Source organism: Methanosarcina sp. 2.H.A.1B.4, assembly GCF_000979385.1.
Taxonomy (GTDB): Archaea; Halobacteriota; Methanosarcinia; order Methanosarcinales; family Methanosarcinaceae; genus Methanosarcina.
Genome location: NZ_JJOV01000085.1, coordinates 12433 through 36268, shown reverse-complemented (window position 1 = coordinate 36268; position 23836 = coordinate 12433). Strand labels below are relative to the sequence as shown.

30 protein-coding genes are annotated in these 23836 nt (G+C 44.5%); 26 read left to right on the top strand and 4 right to left on the bottom strand.

All coding sequences use genetic code 11. From position 1 onward, the window contains the following. Positions 1–806: 806 nt before the first annotated feature. Positions 807–1979, bottom strand: coding sequence for a mechanosensitive ion channel domain-containing protein (locus EO92_RS14160; RefSeq protein WP_048172528.1), 1173 nt, complete (start codon positions 1977–1979; stop codon positions 807–809). Between the two features lie 323 nt (positions 1980–2302). Between EO92_RS14160 and EO92_RS14155 the strand changes: the two genes are divergently transcribed. From EO92_RS14155 to EO92_RS14145, 3 genes are all read left to right on the top strand, one after another. Further along, complete coding sequence (locus EO92_RS14155) at positions 2303–3121, top strand: ATP-binding protein (protein ID WP_048172548.1); 819 nt, start codon at positions 2303–2305, stop codon at positions 3119–3121. Between the two features lie 396 nt (positions 3122–3517). Beyond that, a complete protein-coding gene (iorA, locus tag EO92_RS14150; protein WP_048172527.1) occupies positions 3518–5320 on the top strand; it encodes an indolepyruvate ferredoxin oxidoreductase subunit alpha in 1803 nt (600 codons plus the stop codon). Beyond that, entirely contained in the window at positions 5317–5919 is a 603-nt protein-coding gene (locus EO92_RS14145) for an indolepyruvate oxidoreductase subunit beta (protein WP_048172526.1), read from the top strand. Before iorA ends, EO92_RS14145 begins: the two co-directional genes overlap by 4 nt. 58 nt (positions 5920–5977) lie before the next feature. On the opposite strand, the gene EO92_RS16810 is transcribed toward EO92_RS14145, so the two are convergent. Both EO92_RS16810 and EO92_RS14135 read right to left on the bottom strand, forming a co-directional pair. Beyond that, positions 5978–6691: a glycoside hydrolase family 16 protein gene (locus tag EO92_RS16810; RefSeq protein WP_052734374.1), complete on the bottom strand. Its 714-nt coding sequence runs from the start codon at positions 6689–6691 to the stop codon at positions 5978–5980. A gap of 1063 nt (positions 6692–7754) precedes the next feature. Beyond that, positions 7755–9830 carry a bifunctional polysaccharide deacetylase/glycosyltransferase family 2 protein gene (locus EO92_RS14135; RefSeq protein ID WP_052734373.1) on the bottom strand — a complete coding sequence of 692 codons (2076 nt, stop codon included), beginning with the start codon at positions 9828–9830 and terminating at the stop codon, positions 7755–7757. Positions 9831–11121: 1291 nt separating this feature from the next. Here EO92_RS14135 and EO92_RS18325 point away from each other — a divergent pair. Beyond that, on the top strand, positions 11122–11277 hold the full coding sequence (locus tag EO92_RS18325; protein ID WP_200896783.1) for a hypothetical protein: 156 nt from the start codon (positions 11122–11124) through the stop codon (positions 11275–11277). Between the two features lie 322 nt (positions 11278–11599). Beyond that, a complete protein-coding gene (locus EO92_RS14125; RefSeq protein WP_235283346.1) occupies positions 11600–11845 on the top strand; it encodes a hypothetical protein in 246 nt (81 codons plus the stop codon). 1150 nt (positions 11846–12995) lie between these two features. Here EO92_RS14125 and EO92_RS14120 read toward each other — a convergent pair. Continuing rightward, positions 12996–13178: a hypothetical protein gene (locus tag EO92_RS14120; protein ID WP_048172520.1), complete on the bottom strand. Its 183-nt coding sequence runs from the start codon at positions 13176–13178 to the stop codon at positions 12996–12998. A gap of 57 nt (positions 13179–13235) precedes the next feature. On the opposite strand from EO92_RS14120, the gene rpl3p reads away from it, so the two are divergent. The 21 genes from rpl3p to EO92_RS14015 are packed head-to-tail and all read left to right on the top strand — an operon-like array spanning position 13236 to position 23835. After that, the gene (gene rpl3p / locus EO92_RS14115; RefSeq protein WP_048172518.1) at positions 13236–14249 is read left to right on the top strand and encodes a 50S ribosomal protein L3; all 1014 of its coding nucleotides are present in this window, start codon (positions 13236–13238) and stop codon (positions 14247–14249) included. Between the two features lie 6 nt (positions 14250–14255). Beyond that, positions 14256–15017, top strand: a complete 762-nt coding sequence (gene rpl4p / locus EO92_RS14110; RefSeq protein WP_048172516.1) for a 50S ribosomal protein L4 — start codon at positions 14256–14258, stop codon at positions 15015–15017. Next, positions 15014–15262 carry a 50S ribosomal protein L23 gene (locus EO92_RS14105; RefSeq protein ID WP_048133881.1) on the top strand — a complete coding sequence of 83 codons (249 nt, stop codon included), beginning with the start codon at positions 15014–15016 and terminating at the stop codon, positions 15260–15262. The genes rpl4p and EO92_RS14105 overlap by 4 nt, the downstream gene beginning before the upstream one ends. A 10-nt stretch (positions 15263–15272) precedes the next feature. Continuing rightward, positions 15273–15989: a 50S ribosomal protein L2 gene (locus EO92_RS14100; RefSeq protein WP_048133882.1), complete on the top strand. Its 717-nt coding sequence runs from the start codon at positions 15273–15275 to the stop codon at positions 15987–15989. Between the two features lie 15 nt (positions 15990–16004). After that, a complete protein-coding gene (locus tag EO92_RS14095; RefSeq protein WP_048133884.1) occupies positions 16005–16415 on the top strand; it encodes a 30S ribosomal protein S19 in 411 nt (136 codons plus the stop codon). 10 nt (positions 16416–16425) lie between these two features. Continuing rightward, positions 16426–16881 carry a 50S ribosomal protein L22 gene (locus tag EO92_RS14090; protein ID WP_048133886.1) on the top strand — a complete coding sequence of 152 codons (456 nt, stop codon included), beginning with the start codon at positions 16426–16428 and terminating at the stop codon, positions 16879–16881. After that, positions 16882–17808: a 30S ribosomal protein S3 gene (locus EO92_RS14085; RefSeq protein WP_048172514.1), complete on the top strand. Its 927-nt coding sequence runs from the start codon at positions 16882–16884 to the stop codon at positions 17806–17808. It begins immediately after the preceding gene. Continuing rightward, positions 17808–18011, top strand: a complete 204-nt coding sequence (gene rpmC, locus EO92_RS14080; protein ID WP_048133890.1) for a 50S ribosomal protein L29 — start codon at positions 17808–17810, stop codon at positions 18009–18011. Before EO92_RS14085 ends, rpmC begins: the two co-directional genes overlap by 1 nt. Beyond that, positions 18001–18333 carry a ribonuclease P protein component 1 gene (gene rnp1, locus EO92_RS14075; protein WP_048133892.1) on the top strand — a complete coding sequence of 111 codons (333 nt, stop codon included), beginning with the start codon at positions 18001–18003 and terminating at the stop codon, positions 18331–18333. Before rpmC ends, rnp1 begins: the two co-directional genes overlap by 11 nt. 4 nt (positions 18334–18337) lie before the next feature. Then, complete coding sequence (locus EO92_RS14070; RefSeq protein WP_048133896.1) at positions 18338–18667, top strand: 30S ribosomal protein S17; 330 nt, start codon at positions 18338–18340, stop codon at positions 18665–18667. Beyond that, positions 18664–19062: a 50S ribosomal protein L14 gene (gene rpl14p / locus EO92_RS14065; RefSeq protein WP_048133897.1), complete on the top strand. Its 399-nt coding sequence runs from the start codon at positions 18664–18666 to the stop codon at positions 19060–19062. The genes EO92_RS14070 and rpl14p overlap by 4 nt, the downstream gene beginning before the upstream one ends. 10 nt (positions 19063–19072) lie before the next feature. Continuing rightward, the gene (rplX, locus tag EO92_RS14060; RefSeq protein WP_048161320.1) at positions 19073–19423 is read left to right on the top strand and encodes a 50S ribosomal protein L24; all 351 of its coding nucleotides are present in this window, start codon (positions 19073–19075) and stop codon (positions 19421–19423) included. A 13-nt stretch (positions 19424–19436) separates the two neighbouring features. Then, positions 19437–20144: a 30S ribosomal protein S4e gene (locus tag EO92_RS14055; protein WP_048133898.1), complete on the top strand. Its 708-nt coding sequence runs from the start codon at positions 19437–19439 to the stop codon at positions 20142–20144. 4 nt (positions 20145–20148) lie between these two features. After that, positions 20149–20646 (top strand): 50S ribosomal protein L5, encoded by a 498-nt coding sequence (locus tag EO92_RS14050; protein WP_048138488.1) that lies wholly within the window; start codon positions 20149–20151, stop codon positions 20644–20646. Then, positions 20647–20799, top strand: coding sequence for a 30S ribosomal protein S14 (locus tag EO92_RS14045; protein WP_048127632.1), 153 nt, complete (start codon positions 20647–20649; stop codon positions 20797–20799). A gap of 10 nt (positions 20800–20809) precedes the next feature. Next, entirely contained in the window at positions 20810–21202 is a 393-nt protein-coding gene (locus EO92_RS14040; RefSeq protein ID WP_048133901.1) for a 30S ribosomal protein S8, read from the top strand. A 14-nt stretch (positions 21203–21216) separates the two neighbouring features. Beyond that, positions 21217–21747: a 50S ribosomal protein L6 gene (locus EO92_RS14035; RefSeq protein WP_048172512.1), complete on the top strand. Its 531-nt coding sequence runs from the start codon at positions 21217–21219 to the stop codon at positions 21745–21747. 10 nt (positions 21748–21757) lie between these two features. Further along, positions 21758–22198: a 50S ribosomal protein L32e gene (locus EO92_RS14030; protein WP_048138524.1), complete on the top strand. Its 441-nt coding sequence runs from the start codon at positions 21758–21760 to the stop codon at positions 22196–22198. 1 nt (position 22199) lies between these two features. Next, positions 22200–22655, top strand: a complete 456-nt coding sequence (locus EO92_RS14025) for a 50S ribosomal protein L19e (RefSeq protein ID WP_048172510.1) — start codon at positions 22200–22202, stop codon at positions 22653–22655. A gap of 16 nt (positions 22656–22671) precedes the next feature. Next, the gene (locus EO92_RS14020) at positions 22672–23196 is read left to right on the top strand and encodes a 50S ribosomal protein L18 (RefSeq protein ID WP_048172508.1); all 525 of its coding nucleotides are present in this window, start codon (positions 22672–22674) and stop codon (positions 23194–23196) included. Positions 23197–23205: 9 nt separating this feature from the next. Beyond that, positions 23206–23835 (top strand): 30S ribosomal protein S5, encoded by a 630-nt coding sequence (locus EO92_RS14015; RefSeq protein WP_048172506.1) that lies wholly within the window; start codon positions 23206–23208, stop codon positions 23833–23835. Position 23836: the final 1 nt, after the last annotated feature.

Sequence of the window (23836 nt, the reverse complement as noted above, 5' to 3'; positions counted from 1 at the left end):
ATTTAATATTGAGTATTAAATAAATAGCACTTACGCGGTTGAATTGTTTTCTGCAGATCACATTGAAATAATATTGTATTCATTATGAGCCTATCCCAAAACTCAAAATTTGCTTCTTTGGGTCACGTACTTGAGTAACAAATCTGGCTTTCGATTATTAAAGCAATCCTGAATAATTCTGATAAGTGAGATTAAAAATGGGTTTTGGGATGAGCTCGTAATCAAGATCAGTACACTTTGGAGGATTTATTGCATTCATTTCAAAGATTTTTTTGAATATATTGCTATTATTATAGAGCCTATCCGAATAGTGTTGTTCCCCCTATATCTAATAACGAGTACTGTACATAGATAATAAATAAAAATGGGTTAAACACTTATGTTAAAACAGTGCCTTACTGATGTCGTTATTGATTTTCCCGAAGGCTTAGAGCCAATTTTTCTTCTTTTTTGCCAGTGACCGCCCGATATCTGCTCACTTCGTGAGCATGTGGGCGTGGAGAGAAGTTTTCAGATGAGTTGATAAAAAGGAAATTTGACAACTAAGAGCCTATCAGGAAAATCGATAACGATATTAGTGAAACACTGAGATTAGAATAAGACCTCTATGTTTTAAGAGTTTTGAGGTCATATTTACTTCAAAATTTGAAGTAAAAACCTATGCATAGATGAAAAAGAAAATTCTGTTTTTTTGAAGAAACGGGATACAGAGCATTTCGAATTTACAGAACTTCAGTTACATTGCCTCTAAAAGTTTTAACTCATGTAAATTCCAACTCGTCTAAAAATTCCAAACCCTGTAAATTTCAAACCTTTCCCAGGTTTTCGCTCCCCAGAATATTCTCAAGTTCTTTTTCCAGTTGTTTCCTCTGGATGTCCAGATGGTCAGCTTTCAGGTTAAGACTTTGAAGTTTCCTTGAGCGTATTTCCGGCTCTATATTTTCTTCGGTTTCTCCGATTTGTTTTTTCATGGTTTCTAATTCGGTTTTTACTTCTTCTTTTTTGCTTTTAATGAATCCCAGTTTTGTTTTTAAATCTGCTTTCTTATCCTCTTCAGGTACGCTGCTGACCTGCTGTTCAAGTTCTTTTTCCTTCTTATCTAAAACTTCCAGGACATACCCTATCCTTCCCAGAATCTCGGCTTCTATTGCTTTGTCAAAGATGATTTCTTCAGGTTTCTTTTCCGGAGGCTTTTCAGGCATTTCGACTTTTAGGGGCTCTTTTGGGGGGATGAAAACGGTCCCTTCTTTCAGGATCCTCTGGTTCATGAAGTTGGGGGAGACGATTTCTACATCAGCTTCGTGAAGGGCGTCAAGAACGGCTTTTTTGAAATCCGATCGGGCCGTGATCAAGCTCTCAATGTTCTTTAAGAGCCCTCCAACCTTGTATGTAACCGAAAAGTCCCCGAGTTCCAGGACGTGGACGAAAGGGTTTTCAAGCCCGGTTTTTTCTGCAGCCAGGAGCAGGTTTTTTTCGATTTTCTGGCGGGGGACATCGTAGCCCAGGGAGACGCAGGTGAAGATGATGGTCCCCGATGTCCTGATCGTTTTTAAGGGGTTTGAGACCAGTTTGAGGTTAGGGAAGGTTACCAGGTCCCTGTTTATCGACTGGACTTCCGTGTGAAGGATATGAATGTCGGTGACTCTCCCGAAGACGTTCCCACTTTCAATGTAATCCCCTACCCTGAAGGGCTTTATGATCCGCAGCATGATCCCGGACATCGCGTTGGCAATAAAAGTGGTGGAGGAAAGTGCAACTGCAGCCCCGGCAATGATCCCGAGCAGGCTGAGAATCGATTCTTTGTACTGGGCTGCAATTGGGAGGCTGAACACGACAAAAATGAGGCCGATGCTGAGGATGACGAACTGAATTAGGTGCTTTGCGAATTTCACGTCTGTGTGAATTATCTTTGTCCTGACAAGCAGGCGGTCAACTGCAAAAATCAGAAAAAGGGTAACTGCCACCGTAATAATGCTCACCAGATAGTCCCCAAAAATCTGGGATAAATAGCTCAGCTTCTTTTCCCCCTCTATAATTCCTTTAATTTTTTCTTTTTCCTTTTAGCCTTCGCAATCCCCTTGAATAAAAAATTCGCCCGGTTTCATCCCGTTACATCCTGTTAATTTGTTCCTGATGCTTGATATTATTAACTTCAAAACTTTCTATTAACTTCAAATCCTTAGAGGCATAAGGTAGTTTCAGGGTTTGCCTACGAATAAGGAAACTTTATCGTAAGGACAATATCTGGCAGGAAATAACTTTAAAGGCAGTTAGATAAATTACTGTGGTAGGTGAACCGGATATGAGAATCGCAGTATGTGGGAAAGGAGGAAGTGGTAAAAGTACGATTTCCGCCCTCCTGGCAAAGCAGATGGCAAAAACAAAGAACGTCCTGGTACTTGACATCGATGAGTCCAACTACGGGCTGCACAGCCAGCTCGGGATGGCAGCCCCCGGAGACCTCATGGAGTACTTCGGAGGAAAACAGGATTTCAAGAAAATGCAGAAGGCTCCGAAGACCTCTCCTCTCGGAGGGCTTACCGTTCCAGGGGCTTCAGGAAATCAGCAGCAATCTCGCTTCTTTAAGAAAAGGTGGAGTTTTTCCGACCTGCCTTCGGAGTTTGTGGAAAAGAAGGGGAATCTCCGGTTGATGGCTGTTGGCAAGATCCATGATTTCGGAGAGGGATGTGCCTGTCCTATGGGAGTCCTGACAAGAGAGTTTCTCGAAAACCTCGACCTCGGAAAAGACGATGTAGTAATTGTTGACACTGAAGCCGGCACGGAACATTTCGGGCGCGGCGTTGATAAAGGCTTTGACCTGATCCTGGTAGTTATCGATCCTTCCTACGAATCCCTCAAACTTTCAAAGAAATTTGAAGATTTTGGAGGACAGTGCGGGTGTAAAGTCTATTTTGTGCTTAACAGGGTTGAGCCGGATATCAGGGAAGAGATGCTGGCTTCCGTGAATTGCGTGAATGTCGTGGCTGAGATCCCTGCAAAAAGAGAACTTTTCAAAGCGTCCCTGAAAGGCGAAGAACTCGACCTTGAGCTGGAAGAGATTGCAAAGCTTGCAGAGTTTCTTGCAGAGTTTCGGGGAAAATCCGATTCATTGGTTCATTGACTCATTGACTCATTGACTCATTGACTCATTGATCCATTCATTGATTCATTGACTCATTGATCCATTCATTGATTCATAGGTTTTGGGCAACTGATGGGTATTTTTGATCTCCCTGCAGCTTTTTCATTTTTAACGCCTTCAATTAGCTGGGGCTGCAGCCCTGAATGAGAAAATTCCGGACAATTATCCGAAAGTATATTATTGATCGTGTTATTTGAATAATGCAAAAGTTTTACGTGGTTTGCGGACAGCATGTTTTGTTTACCGGAGTTGTCCTTTTCCGGAATTTCTATTCATTAACTTATTGATCAAAACTATGTTTGAAATGTTTGAAAGGTATGAAATATTTGGATGTTGGAGTTATATTTTCATTATTAAAACGCTGGAGAACATAAAATGACTACACGCGAGTACATGCTTGGAAACGTGGCAATTGCCCGGGGCCTTTTGGAAGGCGGCGTACAGGTGGCTACAGGCTACCCCGGGACTCCTTCTTCGGAGATCATCGATACCCTTGCGGCCCGGAAGGACCGGGACTACTATATTGAATGGTCCGTGAATGAAAAGGTGGCAATGGAAGTGGCAGTCGGAGCCGCCTGGGCAGGAGTCCGGTCTGTCGTGACAATGAAACACGTCGGGTTAAACGTTGCAGCCGACCCCTTCATGACCCTTGCCTATGCAGGGACAAAAGGCGGGCTTATTGCCATTGTGGCTGATGACCCTTCCTGTCATTCCTCCCAGAACGAGCAGGATACACGGCGCTATGCCCAATTTGCCCTTGTGCCCTGTTTTGACCCTTCAACTCCCCAGGAAGCCAAAGATATGCTTCCATATGCGTTTGAGTTCTCTGAAAAGTTCGAAATCCCTGTCATCTTCAGGCCCACCACCCGGATTTCGCACGGTAAATCAGATATCGAGCTCGGGGAAATCCCTGTAGAAAAAGCGATTCCCCATTTCGAAAAACTTCTCGACCGCTGGGTCATGCTGCCCAAGAATGCACGCACCCGCCATACCCATATCCTTTCTATCCAGCAGCCAATGGAAGATGAGCTTGCAGAATCTCCCTGGAACTCCCTGGAACTAATACCAGATGCAAAGTTCGGGGTAATAGGTGCAGGCATTGCTTCGGTATACGCAAAAGAGGCCATGCAGGAACTTGGGCTTGAAGCTTCTTTCCTGAAGATAGGGACCTATCCTGTCCCGAAAAAGCTTATTCTGAAACTGCTGAACACAGTTGATACTATTCTCATCTTCGAAGAGCTTGAGCCGATTGTCGAAGAGCAGGTAAGGATGCTTGCACAGGAAGCCGGGCTTGAGGTCTCGATTCTCGGGAAAACGGGTGGTTTTGTCCCGCGAGAAGGAGAACTGGACATAAGCGCCTTCCTTGAAGCCTTGAAGAGAACTTTTGATCTGGATGCCGAACCAGAAACTGAAAAAATGCCCCTTGAACTTGCTCCCCGCCCGCCTGCCCTCTGTGCCGGCTGTTCTCACAGAGCAACCTTCTATTCCATGAGAAAGGTCTTTGGAAAGGATGCTATCTACCCAAGTGATATCGGCTGTTATACCCTCGGGATCCAGAGCGGGACTGTTGAGACCACGCTCTGCATGGGCTCAAGCATCAGCATAGCTTCCGGGCTTTACCATGCAGGGGAAAAGCGCCCTATCTGCTGTTCTATCGGGGACTCAACCTTTTTCCATACAGGTATGAATTCTCTCCTGAACGCGGTCTTCAACAAAGCCAATATTACGGTCACCATTCTCGACAACCGCATCACAGCCATGACCGGGCACCAGCCAAATCCCGGGGTTGGCTTTACAGTTACCGGTGAACCAACTGTAGAGGTCTCGCTTGCCGAACTCTGCGGGGCTATGGGAGCCGGATTTGTAACTGTTGTTGACCCCTACAACCTTGAAGCAACCCAGGAAGCTTTCAAAGCCGCAAAGGACTTCGAAGGCACATCTGTAGTCATAGCAAGGCAGCCCTGTGTGATCTCAGGAAAGAGAGCAGGGATCAGGCGGGTCCCGTACATCGTCGACCCTGAAAAGTGTGAAGGCTGTAAGCAGTGCGTCAAGTTCGGCTGCCCGGCAATCGAATTTGATGAGGAAAAGAAATGCGCTGTAATTACTGCCCTGTGCAGCGGATGTGGGGTCTGCGCGCAGATCTGCAAGTTTGAAGCTATCCGGGAGGTGAAGAGATGAGTCAGGTAAAAGGAGAGAAGAAGCTCGATCTCCTTATCACGGGAGTCGGGGGACAGGGAGCAATCCTTGCTTCGGACATCATCGGAAAAGCCGCAGTAATTTCAGGGCTTCCCATCCGGGCAGCAGAGACCCACGGCATGGCGCAGCGCGGAGGCTCGGTTGTAAATCACATAAGGCTGGGTTCAGATCTCGGATCAATGATCCCTAAAAAAGGCGCAGACATCATGCTTGCCCTTGAGCCCATGGAGGCAGTCCGGTATCTTGATTTCCTGAAGGACGGCGGAGTAATTATAGTAAACACTCAGACAATCATCCCTGTAACCGTCACATCGGGCCTTGCAAAGTACCCTGATTTCCAGGAAATCCTGGACGTCCTTTCTGAAAAATATATAGTAAAAGCCTTTAATGCGGACGAACTGGCTTATGAAGCCGGAAACAGGCTTGCAATGAACGTGGCAATGGTCGGGGCAGTCTCTGGCTACCTGCCCATTCCGAAAGAGACTCTGATCGAGAGTGTTAAAGCCCTCGTGCCGCAGAAGACAGTTGAGATTAATTTAAGGGCTTTTGAGATGGGGAGGAAAAAAGTCGATAAAAGCTAAACAGAGGAAAGCTCAAGCTTTCCTTTTTATGCTTCTTCATAACAGTTGTAGATTATATTTATTGTTTATATGGAGTATAAGAGAAATCACTGATTATAAGCTCAATATTCTTTCCATCAGATGGAGCACCCTGTAACCAGAGATTCATTATTACGTATTCGGGATTTGTAGGAATACCATTTACATTAGTATAATTGAAATCGGAAAGAACTTTTCCGCCTTTCGTTGTGGACGTGAATCTGATGTATGTAGGCTGCCAATCAATCTTATGAATTGTGTTTGTTCCCGTGATGCGGGAGGGAATCAGTGCACCTTTACTATTTCCACTGATACTGTAAGGCTGTACAGAATTCCATAACTGATTGCCATTTGATTGCCCCCATCTTGCCATTTCAATGTCTAATTCCTGGGAATCATCGAGGTATGTAAACAATCCAACTACGCTATTCTTGTCATAAGTGAAAACCGGAGATGCTACCTTCCATGTAAAAGTTCCGTATAAGAATTTATTCCGGCTGTCGATTTCTGTGCATTTCCATTTTCCGTTATCATTTACAATTGTTAAGTGCATTCTATTTTTATCATCGACCCATACACCTTCATTATTCCAGTAATTGTTCCCTGGTTGCCCGGTTCCTGATCTGACATCCCAGGTTTGACCTTTCCAGTTAATTTCCCCATTAGACGGGTAATCAGTAGCTCTTATGGGCATAACCGAAACCATCACAACAAACAGTGCAATAAACAATATCAAATATTTATCTGTTTTCACGTCATTTTTCCCCCAATCATTTTATCCGACGTTTAATAGACCGGGGGGCAATCCTGTGATCAAATCTGAAAAAGTGTATACTTCTCCCAGAGCATTCACAGAAGAATAATAGTTTCAAAGATTACAGAGATTAAATTCAATCCTTTTTGGTAATGAAAATATACTCCAGAATTACCCCCCGGTATTACAGGATGTATATTTTTATATATTCAAGAACGTTTTTTACATTTTTTTCTCAGTATATAGTTTAAATTTATGTATTGTGTTAATAAGTATTGTATGCTTTAAATTTTCTAAAAAATAATAATATCAATGTGTGTCCATATAATAGGGTTGTAGCGACTATTCTGTAATTTCAAACTAAGTTAAAATTGAAACCATATTACAGAAATACAAAGATATACCTCCGAGTCCCACAAATTAGTTAGAAAAGTCAATGATTAAGAATAGTTGATACATTTATAAATATTTTTTGCACACATCCCCATGAATTAATTTATTAATCGAAAAAAACTAAAATTAAAAGACTTAGTCAATCCAAAAATTAGCAGAAACATAAAAAATATTTTTTGAAAATACTCTCATGTCAATCAAGCAAAAGTGGTTTCTGTTGCTTTCTCACAAGATGAAAGAGAAGAAAGAGGAAAACTCTCAGTATAAAGCTTGACAACGAGGTTGAAAAAGCAGACAAGGCTTTTAAAAAACAGAAAGAGTAGGACTTTTTCTGAGAAGAAGATGCATTAAAAACCACAGAGAAATTGGTTCAAGAATGGAAATAAATTTATTAAGAAATTGAATAATATATGTTGATCTGTGAAAATTGACCTATTTTTGTCGAAATGAAACAAAACTAAAAAATGAAAGGGATATTACTCAATTGTAAAACTCAAAATTCCAGGCAGCCTGTAGGGTTATGTTTTCTTATTTCTATAGAGGCTGCCTGGAATATCGTGTCGCTTCAGCAGTAAAATATCGTATAAAATAGATTACAACCATTCAGAATATTTCAATCTTTGAGGATTGACGCGACACCAGGATCATCGAAGCTTTTCATAGATTGGCATTATTTTACCTTGGTCTTTCTGGCGCCAAATTGGGTATTTAATCCTCTATCGGTTATATAGAAGATATAGAGGTAGCTACACACAAAAAGCCGAAGCATCGTATAAAATAACATATACACAACTAACACGGGTATTAGCTTTTTATTGTGAGTCAGGAATATTGCGTTGAATATCATATATAGTACCACTGGAATAAACATATACATCACCGCGTTCGTTGCGGCTGCATTCCGATTTCCATATTGCATTAGTAGTATTGGAATAGTTACAGTAGTGGTAATTGCTATGATCGACGTTATATATCCCATGTAGTTGTAAAGCATCCACGGATTGCTAATTGCCCATTTCTTGTGTTTCCTCCACACCTGTAGACTTCCATACCACCATCTGTTCCTTTGCTTAATCCATTCGGTAATAGTTTCTGGCGCATCAGTATAGACTTTTGCATCCCTATCCCGGATAACCTTCATTGATTTTTCGAGCGCAGTAACCGTAAAATCTGCATCTTCAACTATGGTATCGTCACTGAATTTAACATCAGATAACACAGCACGCTTCACTGCAGTTATCGGGCCGGGGCACACCAATACTTTCCCATTTAGTGCCTGTAAACCACGCGCTACTTCTTGTTCCAGGTGATATTCGATCACCTGACAATACATAAAAATATTTTTAAATATCCCTTTTTTAGTTGTCGGATTGATAAGTACAGTTCCAGTTACTATATCAACATCTGGCTCCTCGATGAGTGTTTTTACTATAGAGCGCAATGCGCCTCTTTCCATATTTGAGTCACCATCTGAGAATAAAACAATATCACCCTTAGCAACCTCAATTGCTACATTAAGGGCATTTGCTTTACTAATATTTTTTGCGAGGTTAATAAATTTTACTGGCATTTTTGATACAATCTCAGCAGTCCTATCTGTTGAGCCATCATTCACTACTATGATCTCAACTGCACCAGTATAATCCTGATTAAGCAATGCATTTATACATCTCTCGATAGCTTTTTCCTCGTTATATGCAGGCACAATTACAGATACGAGCTCTGGTTGCTTCACTGATTTTATATTTGAGTGTTTAGATTTCTGTCTTGCTATATACCAATCGGAAAATAATTTCCAAGTGATGATAAGTGACATTGGAAATAGAACAGTCGTAATGAATAATATAAAATACAATCTCATTATGCTAGATATTGGCACACCTAATATACCGGGATCACCGCTATCAGGCGCGCTTGCTGGAATCACAGCAAGAATAACACCAGCTACAACTTTATGATTTTTAAGTGCTGACAAATCATTAATTGTACTCGTCGGTGTATTTGCATCTATATCATCCATTTGTATGATGACATCAGTTCTATCCGTGCTATTGAGATAATCAAGCACAAATTGTTTAGTAAATTGATTCCAATCCTGTGCGTGAAGTATTATAGTTTCCGGATTTTCCAGAGTTATTTGTTTTCGAGCCTCAATAAATTCAGGATCGTTGAAACTCTTCATATTACGCCATCTCCACGTATATTCATTAGCCGACGTCGCATACACATTTATATGTACACCAGTGGATTCAATGGCTTTTTTGGTTGCGTCATCCATTGGAACGTTTAAAATTTTATAAGGAGGAACAAACAAATTACCTTTAAAACCTGCCTTTCTGAAAACTTTCTGACTCTTCACAATATTCTCTTTTATTTGAGCCTTCGAGAGCACGGAATAATTTTCGTGTGCCCACCCATGCATTCCAATAGTAACACCATTATTTTGAGCCGCTTGTAATACGTGAATAGTCTCTGACGCATCTAATATAGAAGCCTCGCCGAACAAAAGATTATGTAGTGGTTCACCTTCAGTTTGAATTGCAATAACAATTGATATCGTGAGCACTAATGCACAGACCATAGCTACACATAGCGTATTTTTATATATCGAATCGTCTTTATTACTTATATTAGTCTTTGACCAATATTTTTCATCATGTATGACGTATAAATCGGATTTAAGTTCAATACTTTTAGTTGTATGTACGTTATCGGTCTTGTTATGATCACCTATTTTAATAGCCATCCATTTTTCACCCCGCGTCTGTTTTTTACAACTTTTATTGTGTCCATATTTCCAAGGGCAAGCAGATCGAAATTGAAATTTAGAACACTTTTATAAATCTACATTTTTTAAAAAAATAGATAAAAGTAAATGATCACTATGTGACATAGATATTCAAGCCGTATCTTTGTATATATTAGTATTCAGATTTACTTTCAAACATGTGGAAATAATACAGCGGTTTTGCCAGTTTTCAGTGATAACATTCAGCAAAATTAGATAGAGAGGGGTGTTTATCGAAGTGGTTATCTAATTATCATTGTGTGGAGAATTCTACATAAATTTTTCACATTAGTTCCCCTGCCTTAACTTTACGATCCTATAGGGAATATGCCCTATAATTCCGCATTATCTAGCTTATTTTCACCCTCAAGAGAATCATATAAAATAGTAAATTATTTACCTACATGTTCCCCATACAATAGGACTTATGAATTGAAGAATTGGATATTAGCAATAAGTTGTTTCTTCTTGATCGTGGTTTTTCTCCGAAAAGGTTCTTAACGTCGAGAGGAAAACCAGGTCAAACTTGTGTTACCAACGAAAAGAAATAGTCATTATTACGACACAAGAATACACCTTAATGAAGAATTCATATCTCATGATAGGCTAATCAAATGTGGAAAAAGAAAGTTGGGAAATAGGTTATTATATTTATATGAAGTCCATGACCTAAAACTTGAAGAACAGAAGACAATATTCAGAAAAAGAGAGGAAGGGGAAATTAATGATAAATTTCGGTTCATCACTGTTTCGAAGGAGTAACTTACATTCAGCTCCAAAATGTCAAAGTAACATATCTAAAATTTAGAAACATTTGTTGTTGAAAATCATATTCAAGCTTGATATTTCTCTTTTTGGTCCGGCTATTTTATAACTAAGCAATTATCTTCAACCCACAGAAAACCGCGAATGGCCTAAATTTTTGTTGATTTCATTTTTGAAAACCCTGCAGGTTCTCCATGAACTCCCCCACTTCTTCGGCACCAATATTCAGAAACTATGTTTCCTAAAGTTATTTACTCATCTAATATCTAGCTATGTACAATCGTATGTTACGATTAAATAGGTGGGTTGGAGTAAAATTTTGGAAATATATTGATATGGTGGCATAATATATTACTTAATATATGCAATTGAGTAATAAGAATCCCCTGCGCATTTAATTCCTTATTGAGGAATAAAATACGTAGTTACTGCCTGTCAAAAAACATTGTTGAAACTGGAAACTAAAACAAGTGGGTGATATTTAATGGAGTACGTAAGAAAAACCTGTCCGATTTGTGGGAGTAAGTTTGTAGTCCTGAAAAAGGTCGAGGAAAAGGCAATCTACTGTACGCTTGAGTGCCTTTCAGCATCTCAGGGGAAGATGAAAAGGGAGAGAAGTTCCTCTTTAATAACTGTATAAGATGATATTGTTTCATAGTAAACAGTATGATTTATTTCCAGTTATCTTTTTTAAATTTTTAATCAACATTCTCCTTTATTATTAATAAAGTTATCTCTTTGAAATTCGATAGATTCGGTTCTTGAATAAAGTTCAGTGTGTGTCAGGACAGTCACTCAATAATAATTTTCAAAAAAGATTGCTATTTTAGTTACAAAGTGAGTTTATACGATCCGTTGGCAAATTTATTTACATAGTAGTCGTTTAGTTAAAGGAGATAAATGATATGGAAAGTGTCGGTCAGGAACTATTGAACGTTCCCTTTGGGGACATGATTTGAGAAATGGCCCTGGCGATTGAAGAGGGGCAGATCGCTCTGGACATGAATTCTGTGCAGGTTGCCCAAACTCTTGCAGCAACCCAGCTTGATGCCGGAAGCATTGTAATGTATATTGAAGAGACCACGGATGCTGACGGTAATGTGACTGCAAGAAATGTGGTTACTAATGACAAACCCATTTCTCTTCTGACCTACGGGCTTGAACCTCGTTTCTACGAATTTACGGAATCGATTATTGAGTTAAGATGACAGATTACCGAGCAAGCCAGCCCTAACTAAAATATTCAATAAAATATTTCATACTACCGAAAGGTTTCCTTAAAATAATGGAGAACCAGACTGTAGTCGCGGCAGGGATGGCTAAACTGACCTCACGCAGATGTTTTCAAAAAAATAGCATTTTTCTTGCTGTTGTTTTTGGAGAATCACTCCAAAATCTGCAATTATTATTTTAACTGAATCTTCGAGAAATGGGAATTGGAATCTTTGAATGAAGGCACAGGGCCAAAAGAGTTAATATGTCCCAGGATTTTCAAGATGTTTCTACTTCCTTAAGTCTCTTCCCGAAAACCTGTAAACAGGACAGGAATGTTGTCCTGAATAGAGGCAGTACTCCTGAGTTTGTTGCCACCAATGTATTATATAGGATATATACCAGAATTCCGACCCAAGCTCAAAAAGATGAAACACGGAACGCATGGAAAGACTGTAATTTTGCAGCTTAGTCCTCTTGAGCGTAGCGAAAAGGACAGCATACTGTTGCACTTGCTGTGCAACTCCCAGAAAAGATCCGATTTCCTGAGATCCCGAGGCGCAATTAGGGCTTCGGTACAATCTTTGACAGGCCCAAACTTTAAAATTTATTATATTTATTCTCCCCTGTCATTGATTCTTCTTTTTTAGAATTCCTCGCTCCCTGCAAAGGTTTTATATATGAGATGTGCTATTTAAAGGCAAAGTACATCAGAGATGTGAGGTTTCAGGCATTATGGTGCTTGGAACTGTTTAATCAGATCAATGTGATGCTTAATGCTAACTCCCGGAAATCTCCGGAAGTAAGGGCCTTCTACCGTTTTTACGGTTGAATTTCCTGCATAGAATATAAACCAGTGAGAAAAGTCGGATCAACATGAGTGTCAAAGGGCCAATGCTTTGAAACGCCCGCTTTTGGCGTCGCGAAGACGTCTAAAATCGCACGGAACTGTTCAGGTTTTCGATGAGTCGCGGTTGCAGTTGCTGAATACTGAAGTTTCAAATCAGGTTACTGAGTAAATCAGATTACTGAGTTACAGATCAGGTTACTGAATACTGAAGTTTCAAAATCAGATTGCTATATGTTTCAAATCAGGGCCGAGTGCCTGGATTTGGGTCTGCCAGGATCGTAAGGTCGGTTCTTAAATCAGATGTTTCCTGCTGAGGCAGGAGCAAAAGGGAACCGAATATCTGCAGATGCCTGAAGGAATGTAGGGTACCAGGAGCATAAAGCTCCGGTCTGCTCGAGGCTTTCCGCCGGCAGGTCTGAACGACATCCCTCCCCCACCTGGTAGCGTTCGGGGAATCCAGTGCACTTCTCTTTTGTCACTTGTGTTGTTTCGACCGGAGGGGCTGGTATTTCAATTGAAGTTTACGGAGTAGAAATATGGCAAGCATACACCGACCAAAACGAGGTTCCCTTGCATTCAGTCCGCGCAAGAGGGCTAAGAGCCACATTCCACGGTTCAGAGCCTGGCCGGAAGCCACGGGCGAACCAAAGCTGCAGAGTTTTGCAGGTTATAAGGTGGGTATGACCCACGTGATCATGGTTGATGATATAAAGAACAGCCTTACCCAGGGTATGGAAATCTCCGTACCGGTGACTGTACTCGAAACTCCTGCAATCAGGGTCGCAGCTATCCGGGCTTACACCGAAGACAGCACCGGGGAAAAGGCAATTGCCGAGGTATGGGCAGCAGACCTTGATCCTGAACTCAAACGCAGGATCCCCATTCCGGCAGCAGAGAACCAGGCTGAAGCCCTTGAAACTATCGGGAAACTGATCGAAGAAGGCAGAGTAAGCGACATCAAATCAGTCACCTACACCCTTCCAAAGAGCCTTACCGGTGTCCCCAAAAAGGTTCCAGATATCATGGAAACCGGGATCAATGCAAGAGACCTCAACACCAAATTCGAATACGCAAAGTCAATCCTCGGTACCCTTGTAAGCTTTACCGATGTTTTCAAGAACGGAACACTTGTTGACACCGCCGCAATTACCATAGGTAAAGGTACTCAGGGTCCTGTAAAGCGCTGGGGTATTCAGCTGCAGAAGGGAAAGCACTCCCGTCAGGGAAGCCTCAGGCAGGTCGGTACCCTTGGTCCCTTCCACCCGGCTCGCGTTTCCTGGAGAGTTCCCCAGATGGGTCAGACAGGATACCACCAGAGAACTGAGTTTAACAAGCGCATCCTCAAGATCGGAGCCGACGGAACAGAAATCACTCCTGAAGGCGGGTTCATTAACTATGGCCTTATCCGCGGAGACTATGTGCTGATTAAAGGCAGTGTTCCAGGACCTTCCAAGAGGCTTATAAGGCTCAGAGACCCGATCAGGGCAAAGAAAGCCGACCTTGGCGAACCCAACATCCTGTACATAAGCAGGGAATCCAAGCAGGGGTAATCTAAGATGGCTACAGCAAAAACCATAGACCTTACAGGAAAGGTAATCGGGGAAATCGAACTTCCATCAGTGTTTGATGCAGACTACCGCCCTGACCTGATTAAAAAGGCAGTACTCGCAGCACAGGCAAACAGGCTTCAGCCCTATGGTCCCCGCCTCTACGCAGGCATGGAGACTTCCGCAAGAGGCTGGGGCTCCGGAAGGGGTGTATCCCAGATTCCCAGGCTCGTAAACAGCAGCAGGGCTGCAAGAGTCCCGCACGCAAGGGGCGGAAGAAGAGCTCACCCACCAAAACCGGAAACTGACAGGAGCGAGAAGGTTAACACAAAAGAGCGCCGCTATGCAATCCGCTCAGCAATCGCAGCAACCATTGACCCTACCCTTGTAAGCCTGAGGGGTCACATCTTTGAAGCTGAACTTCCGATTGTTGCGGAAAATGCTCTTGAAAACCTCGAAAGGACAAAGCAGGTAATAGAATTCCTTGAAGCTGCTGGTCTGTATGAGGATGTCCTCAGGGCAAAATACGGAAGGCACATCAGAGCCGGCCGTGGAAAACTCAGAGGCAGGAAATACAAGCATAAAAAGAGCGTCTTGATTGTCGCAGGAGAAAACTCTCCTATCCAGAAAGCTGCAAGAAACCTTTCCGGAGTAGACGTCGTAACGGTAGACTCACTGAATACTGAAGTACTCGCACCGGGTACACACGCAGGTCGCCTTACTGTCTGGACAGAATCTGCAATTGGAAAACTGGAGGGCGCATTCCAATGAGTTCCATCAATTATCCTTTTGTTACTGAAAAAGCGATGATGCTGCTTGATGAAAACAAGCTTCAGTTTATCGTTGATACCAGATCAAACAAAAAGCAGATCGTGGAAGATGTTGAGAAGCTGTACGGATTCAAAGTAAAATCCGTGCGGACCATGACCACAATGAAGGGTACAAAGAAAGCCATCCTTGCATTTGAAGAGCCTGAATCGGCACATGAGATTGCAACCCGGATAGGACTTATGTGAGGTGTGATCCATGGGTAAAAGAATCATATCACAGAATAGGGGTAGAGGTACTCCGACCTACAGAGCTCCTTCTCACAAGTATAAGGCAGACCTGAGGCACCCGCGTGTGGATGAAAACACCTCCATCATGGGAGAAATCATAAACATCGAGCACGACCCTGCCCGTTCAGCCCCTATCGCAAAAGTTGCCTTTGAAAACGGAGAGGAACTTTTCCTTCTTGCTTCCGAAGGCATTGCAGTAGGGAACATCATCGAGTGCGGAGACGATGCCGAGGTTAAGCCAGGGAACATTGTACCTATCGGAAATGTGCCTGAAGGTTTCTTCATCTGCAACATCGAATCAAAGCCAAACGACGGCGGCAAATTTGTCCGTTCCTCCGGAGTATATGCAACCGTTGTGACTCACGAACCAACCAGGACTGCGGTGGCTATGCCCTCCGGTAACATAAAGTGGCTTAACCCCAAATGCAGGGCAGTAGTCGGGATTGTTGCCGGCGGTGGCAGAGTGGACAGGCCCTGGCTCAAAGCCGGGAAAAAGTACCACAAGATGAAAACCAGGGCTGCAAAGTACCCAAGGGTTTCAGGTGTTGCTATGAACCCACGTGACCACCCGTTCGGTGGAGGTGCCTGGAAGCACCCTGGAAAGCCCACAACTGTTAGCAGAAACGCCCCACCCGGAAGAAAGGTAGGACTGATTGCAGCAAGAAGGACCGGAATGAAGCGCTGATGAGGGGTATTCGTTATGGTAAAAAAATCATCATCAAGGTTACCGAAGAGAAAGGGTGAATTCACCTACCGCGGGAAAACCGTCTCAGAACTTCAGGAACTGAGTCTTGAAGAGTTTGCAGAACTTCTGCCTTCCAGAGAGCGCAGGAGCATCAAACGCGGGTTCACAGACGGGCAGAAAAAAGTCCTGCACGATTTCAAGGAAGGAAAGAACGTCAGAACCCATCACAGGGACATGATCATCCTTCCAGAAATGATTGGAACAGCTATCGAAATCCACAACGGGAAACAGTTTGTAGGTGTGGAACTTCAGCCTGAAATGATCGGGCACCGCTTCGGAGAATTCGCACCCACAAGACCAAAAGTTAACCACGGCAGTGCCGGTGTGGGAGCAACCCGTTCAAGCAAGTTCGTACCGCTGAAATGAGGTGAAGGGAATGGCAAGAATAAACTATTCAATCAATGGAGACCCTGAAACTACCTCTAAATCAATGGGTTCTGAACTTCATATTTCCCCGAAGAAGTCCCGTGAGGTTTGTAGCAAGATTAAGGGCATGAAAGCCGCTGAAGCAAGGAAATTCCTTGAGGACGTAATTGCCCTGAAGCAAGCAGTACCCTTCAAGAGACACTCCGAAGGGGCCGGTCACAGGAAAGGTCCCATGGCTGGAGGGAGATACCCTATCAGCGCTTCAAAAGAGATCTTAAAGGTTCTCAAAAATGCGGAGAGTAACGCCGAGTACAAGGGCCTTGAACCTGCAAACATGTACATCGTCCATGCTGCTATTCAGCGCGGAAGAGTAATTCATGGGTTCATGCCGAGGGCAAGAGGAAGAGCAACGCCCAAAGACACGGAAACTGTAAACATCGAGATGATCCTCTCCGAGGTGCGCTAAATGGCAATAGAGAGAAAGTTCGTAAATGACGGGTATGTTAAAGCCTCCATGGACGAGTATTTTGCAGAACAGCTGAACAGGGCTGGATACGGCGGCATGGAGCTCAACAGGACCCCCATGGGCACCCAGATTATTATTTACTCCGAAAAGCCGGGAATGGTAATCGGGAAAGCCGGGAAGGTCATCAGAAAACTTACCCGTGACGTTGCAACCAAATACAACCTCGAAAACCCGCAGATTGACGCTCAGGAAGTCAAGAGACCTGAACTTAATGCCCAGATGATGGCATCCAGGCTTGCATCTTCCATTGAGAGAGGCTGGTACTTCAGGAAAGCTGGACACAACACCCTCAGAGCAGTCATGAGCGCAGGTGCCCTTGGCTGTGAAGTCGTAATCTCCGGAAAGCTTACCGGAGCAAGGTCAAGAGTCGAAAAATTCGTTAACGGGCACGTAAAGCATTCCGGACACCCTGTACAAGAAGTAGTAGACGAAGGGTTTGCAGTAGCAGTTAAAAAGCTCGGAACCCTTGGCTGCAAAGTCAGGATCATTCAACCTGACATTGTCCTGCCTGACTCCTTCAGGGTTAAGGAAGCAAGCGAGATTATCGCTGAGCCCGCCGCTGAAAAGCCTGTAGAGAAACCGGTTGAGAAACCCGCTGAAGCCCCTAAAAAGGAAATCGCGGCAAAACCTAAAGCTCCTGCAGCAGCACCTGAGAAAGCAGTAGAGGTAGTCGAAGTCGCAGAACCTGAAGAAGCTGAGGAAGAAACCCAGCCTGAGGTATCCGAAGACTTTGAAGAAGCTGAACTTATCTATGTTGAAGGCTCAGAAGAAGTCCGAAGACAGGTCAATGGGGTCTGGCAGCACAAGCATGAGAGCTATGACTACTGGCACCCCATGGCAAGGGTCCACAAGGAGGCTAAGGAATAATGGCAATCCTCAGGACCAACGAAATCCGGACTATGACAATCGAAGAACGGGCTGACGAACTCGAAAACCTGAGCAACGAACTTATCCGGGAAAGAGCTCTTACCTCTGCGGGCGGGGCTCCTGACAATCCGGGTAGAATCGGAGAGATCAGGAGAACGATTGCCCGTATAAAGACAATTCAGCACGAGCTAAATGATATCTAAAGTGGAAATCCTGCCTTCGACCCTTATCTATCACGAATTGATAGGGCTCGAGATTAAGGTGATTTACTCCACTAATCCATCATTGACAGGAATCCGGGGCAGAGTCATCAACGAGACGAAAAATATGCTTGTTGTAGAAAACTCCCAGTCCCGGGAACTGAAGATTCCCAAGGCGGATTCGGAATTTATCTTCCGGATCCCTGCCGAGCTCTCCGAAAAAGGCCGCAGATCCGATACATTCGTAAATATTCAGGGAAACCTGCTGCTCTCACAGCCCGAAAATCGGATCAAGAACATCAAAAAGTTACGTAAATGGGGCTAAACTCATGGCAAGAGACATTGGATTGAATATACCGGCGCCATCAGAAGAATGTGAAGACTTATACTGTCCCTTCCACGGAACACTTCCTGTAAGAGGTCAGATCCTTGTGGGTACCGTGGTCAGCAGCAAGATGGACAATACGGTAGTCATTGAAAGGCAATACATGAAAATGGTGCCGAAATACCAGAGATACGAGAAGAGACGCTCGAAGGTTCACGCACACAACCCGCCTTGCATTTCCGCAAAAGTTGGCGATATCGTCACGATCGCAGAATGCAGGCGTATCAGCAAGACCAAGTCCTATGTGGTGGTCAAAGCGGAGGTGCCCAAATGAAAGGCATACGCTCAAGCATCCCAAGGGCTCTAAACGCAGGCGCCAAGATTCCGTGTGTGGACAACACCGGAGCCAAGGTCGTTGAGATTATCTCTGTCAAGAAGTACAGAGGGGTCAAAAACAGAATGCCCTGCGCAGGAATTGGAGACATGTGCGTCGTCTCTGTAAAGAAAGGCACACCCGAGATGAGGAAACAGGTTCTCCTCGCAGTGGTGGTTCGCCAGAAGCAGGAATTCCGCCGTCCTGACGGGCTACACGTGTCCTTTGAGGACAACGCCATGGTAATCACGGACGAAGACGGAATTCCCAAAGGCACGGACATAAAAGGTCCAGTGGCAAGGGAAGTAGCTGAGAGGTTCCCAAAGATCGGGACTACAGCATCCATTATTGTCTGAGGTGATTGCAATGGTATCCAAACAGCCAAGAAAACAGAGAAAGGCAAGATACACCGCACCTCTCCATATCAGGCAGAAATACATGGGTGCAAGACTCAGTGAGGGACTTACCAAACAGTACGGCACAAGAAGTGCTGCAGTCATCACTGGTGACACAGTAAAGGTCATGCGCGGAGACTTCAAGGGCACTGAAGGAAAAGTCCAGTCCGTATCCCTTATGGACGGCACAATCACAGTGGACGGAGTTATTTCCACAAAAGTGGATGGTACCGAAGTCCCAAGGCCCGTAAATCCCTCAAACGTCATGATCACAAAACTGGAAATGAAGGACGGGCGCAGAGCGTCAAGCATTAAGAAGTGAGGCAGGTGATTTTGTGACACACCAGAAAAGATTATCAGTTCCAAAGAGCTGGAAGGTCGGGAAGAAAGGCAATAAGTGGATCTCCACTACCCGCCCAGGGCCTCACAGCCAGGCACGCAGTCTTCCGCTCGGGATCATCATCCGTGACATCCTCAAACTTGTTGACAACAGCAGAGAAGGTAAAAGGGTTCTCTCCGAAGGAAAAGTCCTTGTAGATGGAATTCCCCGGAAAGACCTCAGGTTCCCGGTAGGTCTCTTTGATGTAATTACACTCCCTCTCGTAAATGAAGCATACAGGATGCTCCAGGATGAAAAGGGACGTCTGACCCTCCACAAGCTCAACGAAACTAACGTAAACAAGCTTTGCAGGATCAACAACAAGGCAACCGTCAAGGGAGGAAAAGTACAGCTTAACCTCAATGACGGAACCAACATCATTGGCTCCAATGAATACGGGACAAAGGACTCCCTGATTCTTTCCATTCCTGACAAACAGGTAGTAAAACACCTGAAGTTTGAGGTAGGAAACCTTGCAATGGTTGTAGGTGGCCAGCACTCAGGAGAAACCGGAAAGATTATGGAGATCCGGGAAGTTAAGAGTTCCAGGCACAACACAGTAATGATTTCCGGAGAAACCGATTTCGAAACAATCGAAGACTACGTAATCGTTATTGGCAAGGACAAACCTGAAATCCGGCTTGGCGGTGAGCTGAGTGAGTAATCCTATGCGCACACCGGTTGTCGAAAAGGTAATTGTCCACATGGGTGTTGGAGAAAGTGGCCAGCACCTGGTAAATGCCGAAGAAATCCTCCGGACCATCACAGGGCAGGGAGTCATAAGGTGCTTTGCCAAAAGGACTCTTCCTGCTTTCGCAATCAAAAAAGGCGAACCCATCGGCTGCAAGGTAACCCTTAGGGGCCAGACAGCCCAGAAGTTCCTTGAGACCTCTCTCGGAATCATCGAGAAGACCCTGAGCAGGTCCCAGTTTGATTCCCTCGGAAACGTCTCTTTCGGAATTGAAGAACATACTGACTTTCCGGGTATGAGATACGACCCTAACATAGGGGTTTTCGGAATGGATGTAACTGTTGTACTCAAGCGCCCGGGAGAAAGGATCTGCAAGAGGAGAATTGCACTCCGGAAGATCCCGACTGGCCACAGGGTCACGGTGGACGATGCGATCACCTTCCTTAACGAAAGTTATGGCGTGGAGGTCATGTAAATGACAGATACAATAAACAAGTCCGGAAGAGGAGTAAACGAATGCAAACGGTGTGGAAGAAAACAGGGGCTCGTCCGCAAATACGACATTTACCTCTGCAGGCACTGTTTCAGAGAGATTGCCCACGAGATGGGCTTTGAGAAGTATTCGTAAGGTGATTTAAATGGTATTACTTGATCCTCTTGCAAACGCCCTTTCCACCATCAAGAATGCAGAAGTCATTGGGAAGAGCTCCTGTATTATCAGGCCTGCTTCAAAAAACATTGGTAACGTCCTGAAGGTTATGCAGGATCTCGGCTACATTGGCGATTTCGAGTTTATCGACGATGGAAAAGCCGGAATCTATAGCGTTGCCCTTGTGGGAAGAATCAACAAGTGCGGTGCAATAAAGCCGCGTTACTCCGTCGGAACTGCCAGCTTTGAACGCTGGGAAAAGCAGTTCCTGCCAGCAAAGAACTTTGGTGCCCTTATAGTAACCACTTCAAGCGGGGTCATGTCTCAGTACGAGGCCCGTGACAAGAAGATCGGTGGGCAGCTTCTTGCTTATGTGTACTGAGGAGGGAACAGGAAATGGTTAAGGAAATTGCAAGAAAAATAGAGATTCCTGAAGGAGTTTCCGTCTCTCTCTCTCGGGATGTCTTCACTGCCAGGGGTCCGAAGGGAACTGTCGAAAGAAAGTTGTGGTACCCCGGAATCAGGATAGAAGTCAGGGAAGAAGAAGTACTGGTGGATGCAGAATCCTCCAGGAAAGAGCAGAAAGCCATGGTAGGTACTTTTACCTCTCACATCAAAAACCTGATCACAGGCGTGAATGAAGGCTTTGAGTGTAAGATGACCATTGTGTACGCTCACTTCCCGATGCAGGTAAAAGTTGAAGGTAAAACCTTCGTAATCGGGAACTTCCTTGGAGAAAAGAAACCAAGAGTTGCTAAGATACTTGGCGAGACAAAGGTTAAGGTAAGCGGGAGCGAGGTCATAGTTACCGGAATCAACAAGGAAGATGTCGGGCAGACTGCCGCAAACATAGAACAGAAAACCAAGATTAAGAGATTCGATCCAAGGATCTTCCAGGATGGAATCTACATAGTGCAGAAGCCCTGAGGTGGTTATGATGGCAGAAGAATTCAATGAAGTTGAAAGTACTTCAGTTTCCGCCCTTGATATGGATCCTGAATCCAAGCGCTTATTCAATGTGAGAAAGGTTCAGAAGGGGAAGAAGCCCCAGTTCAAGAGAACCTGTAGCCACAAGTTCAAAAGGCTTGACAGCAACTGGAGGCGTCCGAGAGGTTTGCAGGGCAAACAGCGCAGAAAGTATGTCTCAAAAGGTGCTCATGCCCAGGTAGGATACGGAAGCCCTGCTGCAGTCAAAGGTCTGCACCCCTCGGGTTATTCTGATGTTCTTATTTCCAGCATTGCGGAGCTTGAGCTTGTTGACCCGTCTTTCGAGGCTATCAGGATAGCAAGGACAATAGGCGCACAAAAGAAAGCCATTATTCTCGCAAAAGCTGAAGAATTGGGGATTAAAGTGCTGAACCCTGGAAGGAGTGAATAAAATGTCAGACCTGTTCAACCAGAGGAAGCTGGCTTCCAAAGTTCTTGAATGCGGGCTTGACAGGGTATGGCTTAACCCCGAAGCATCCGAAGAAATCGCCTCCGCAATCACAAGAGAAGATATCCGCGGACTCATTGAGAAAGGCACCATTAAGGCAAAGCCTGTAAAAGGAGTCAGCAGAGGCAGAGCCAGAGCTCGTGATGTCAAACGTAAGTATGGGCACTGCAAGGGACATGGGTCCAGAAAGGGTAAGAAAGGAGCCCGTACCCCAAGTAAAGAGCTGTGGATGAAAAAGATCCGGGCTCTTAGAAACAGACTCAAGGAGCTGCGTACAGACGGAGCACTTGATAAGTCAGTGTATTGTAGACTCTACAGAAAGGCAAAAGGCGGAGAATACAGAAGCGTTTCCCACCTTAACTCCCACCTTGAGTCCGAAAAACTATTAAAGAAAGAATAATCAGGAGGAGCTGAAGATGGCAACAGGACCAAGATATAAGGTTCCTTTTAGAAGAAGAAGAGAAGGACGCACCAACTACCACCTCCGCCTTAAATTATTAATCTCAAAGCAGGACCGTGTGGTTGTCAGAAAGAGTGCAAGAAACGTTCAGATCCAGTTAATAGCTCCAACTCTCGATGGGGACATAACTTATTCCTCAGCCGTTTCGAGTGAACTTGCAAAGTACGGTTACAAAGGAGCTACCGGAAACACAACGGCTGCATACCTTACAGGGCTCTTATTTGGGCTGAAGAGTTTGCAGAAGGGCTATGAAAGTGGAATTCTGGACATAGGCCTCCAGGCTTCCTCTGCAGGTTCCAGAGTCTATGCCGCCCTCAAAGGGATGGTAGACGCTGGTTTTGAAATCCCCTGCAGCCCGGAAGTGTTCCCATCGGACGAGAGGATCCGCGGAGAGCACATAGCCGAATACAGAGAAGAGAGCTCAGACCTGCCAGAGCAGTTTGAAGCAACCAAAGAGAAAATCTTTGCTGAGTTTAGTTAAGGTGATTAAATGGCATTCGATCAAGAATGGGTTCCGAAAACCAGGCTTGGAAAATTAGTCGTTGAAGGACAGGTTGCTTCCATGGACGAGGCGATCAAGTCAGGCCTGCCTATCAGGGAACCCCAGATAATTGATATGCTGCTTCCTGACCTGGAAGACGAGGTGCTCGACATCAACATGGTCCAGAGGATGACTGACTCCGGACGTCGTGTAAAGTTTAGAGCAACCGTAATCGTAGGAAACAGAAACGGCTATGTAGGGCTTGGACAGGCAAAGGACGTGCAGGTCGGACCTGCAATCCGCAAGGCAATCGACGCTGCAAAACTTAACATTACCTATATCCGCAGAGGCTGCGGTTCCTGGGAATGTGCCTGTGGGCTGCCGCACACCGTACCTTACGAGGTTACAGGGAAGGCAGGCAGTGTAAGTGTGACCCTCATCCCCGCTCCAAGAGGACTCGGGATTGCCGCAGGAAACACTGCAACCAAAGTGCTCGAGAAAGCCGGTATTAAAGACGTATGGACCAAGACCTTCGGAACTACCAGGACAACCCTCAACTTCGCAAAGGCTACCTACGATGCCCTCAACCAGGTCAACATTATAAGGCTGCCTGTGTACTACGGTAAGGAGGAAGTCTAAG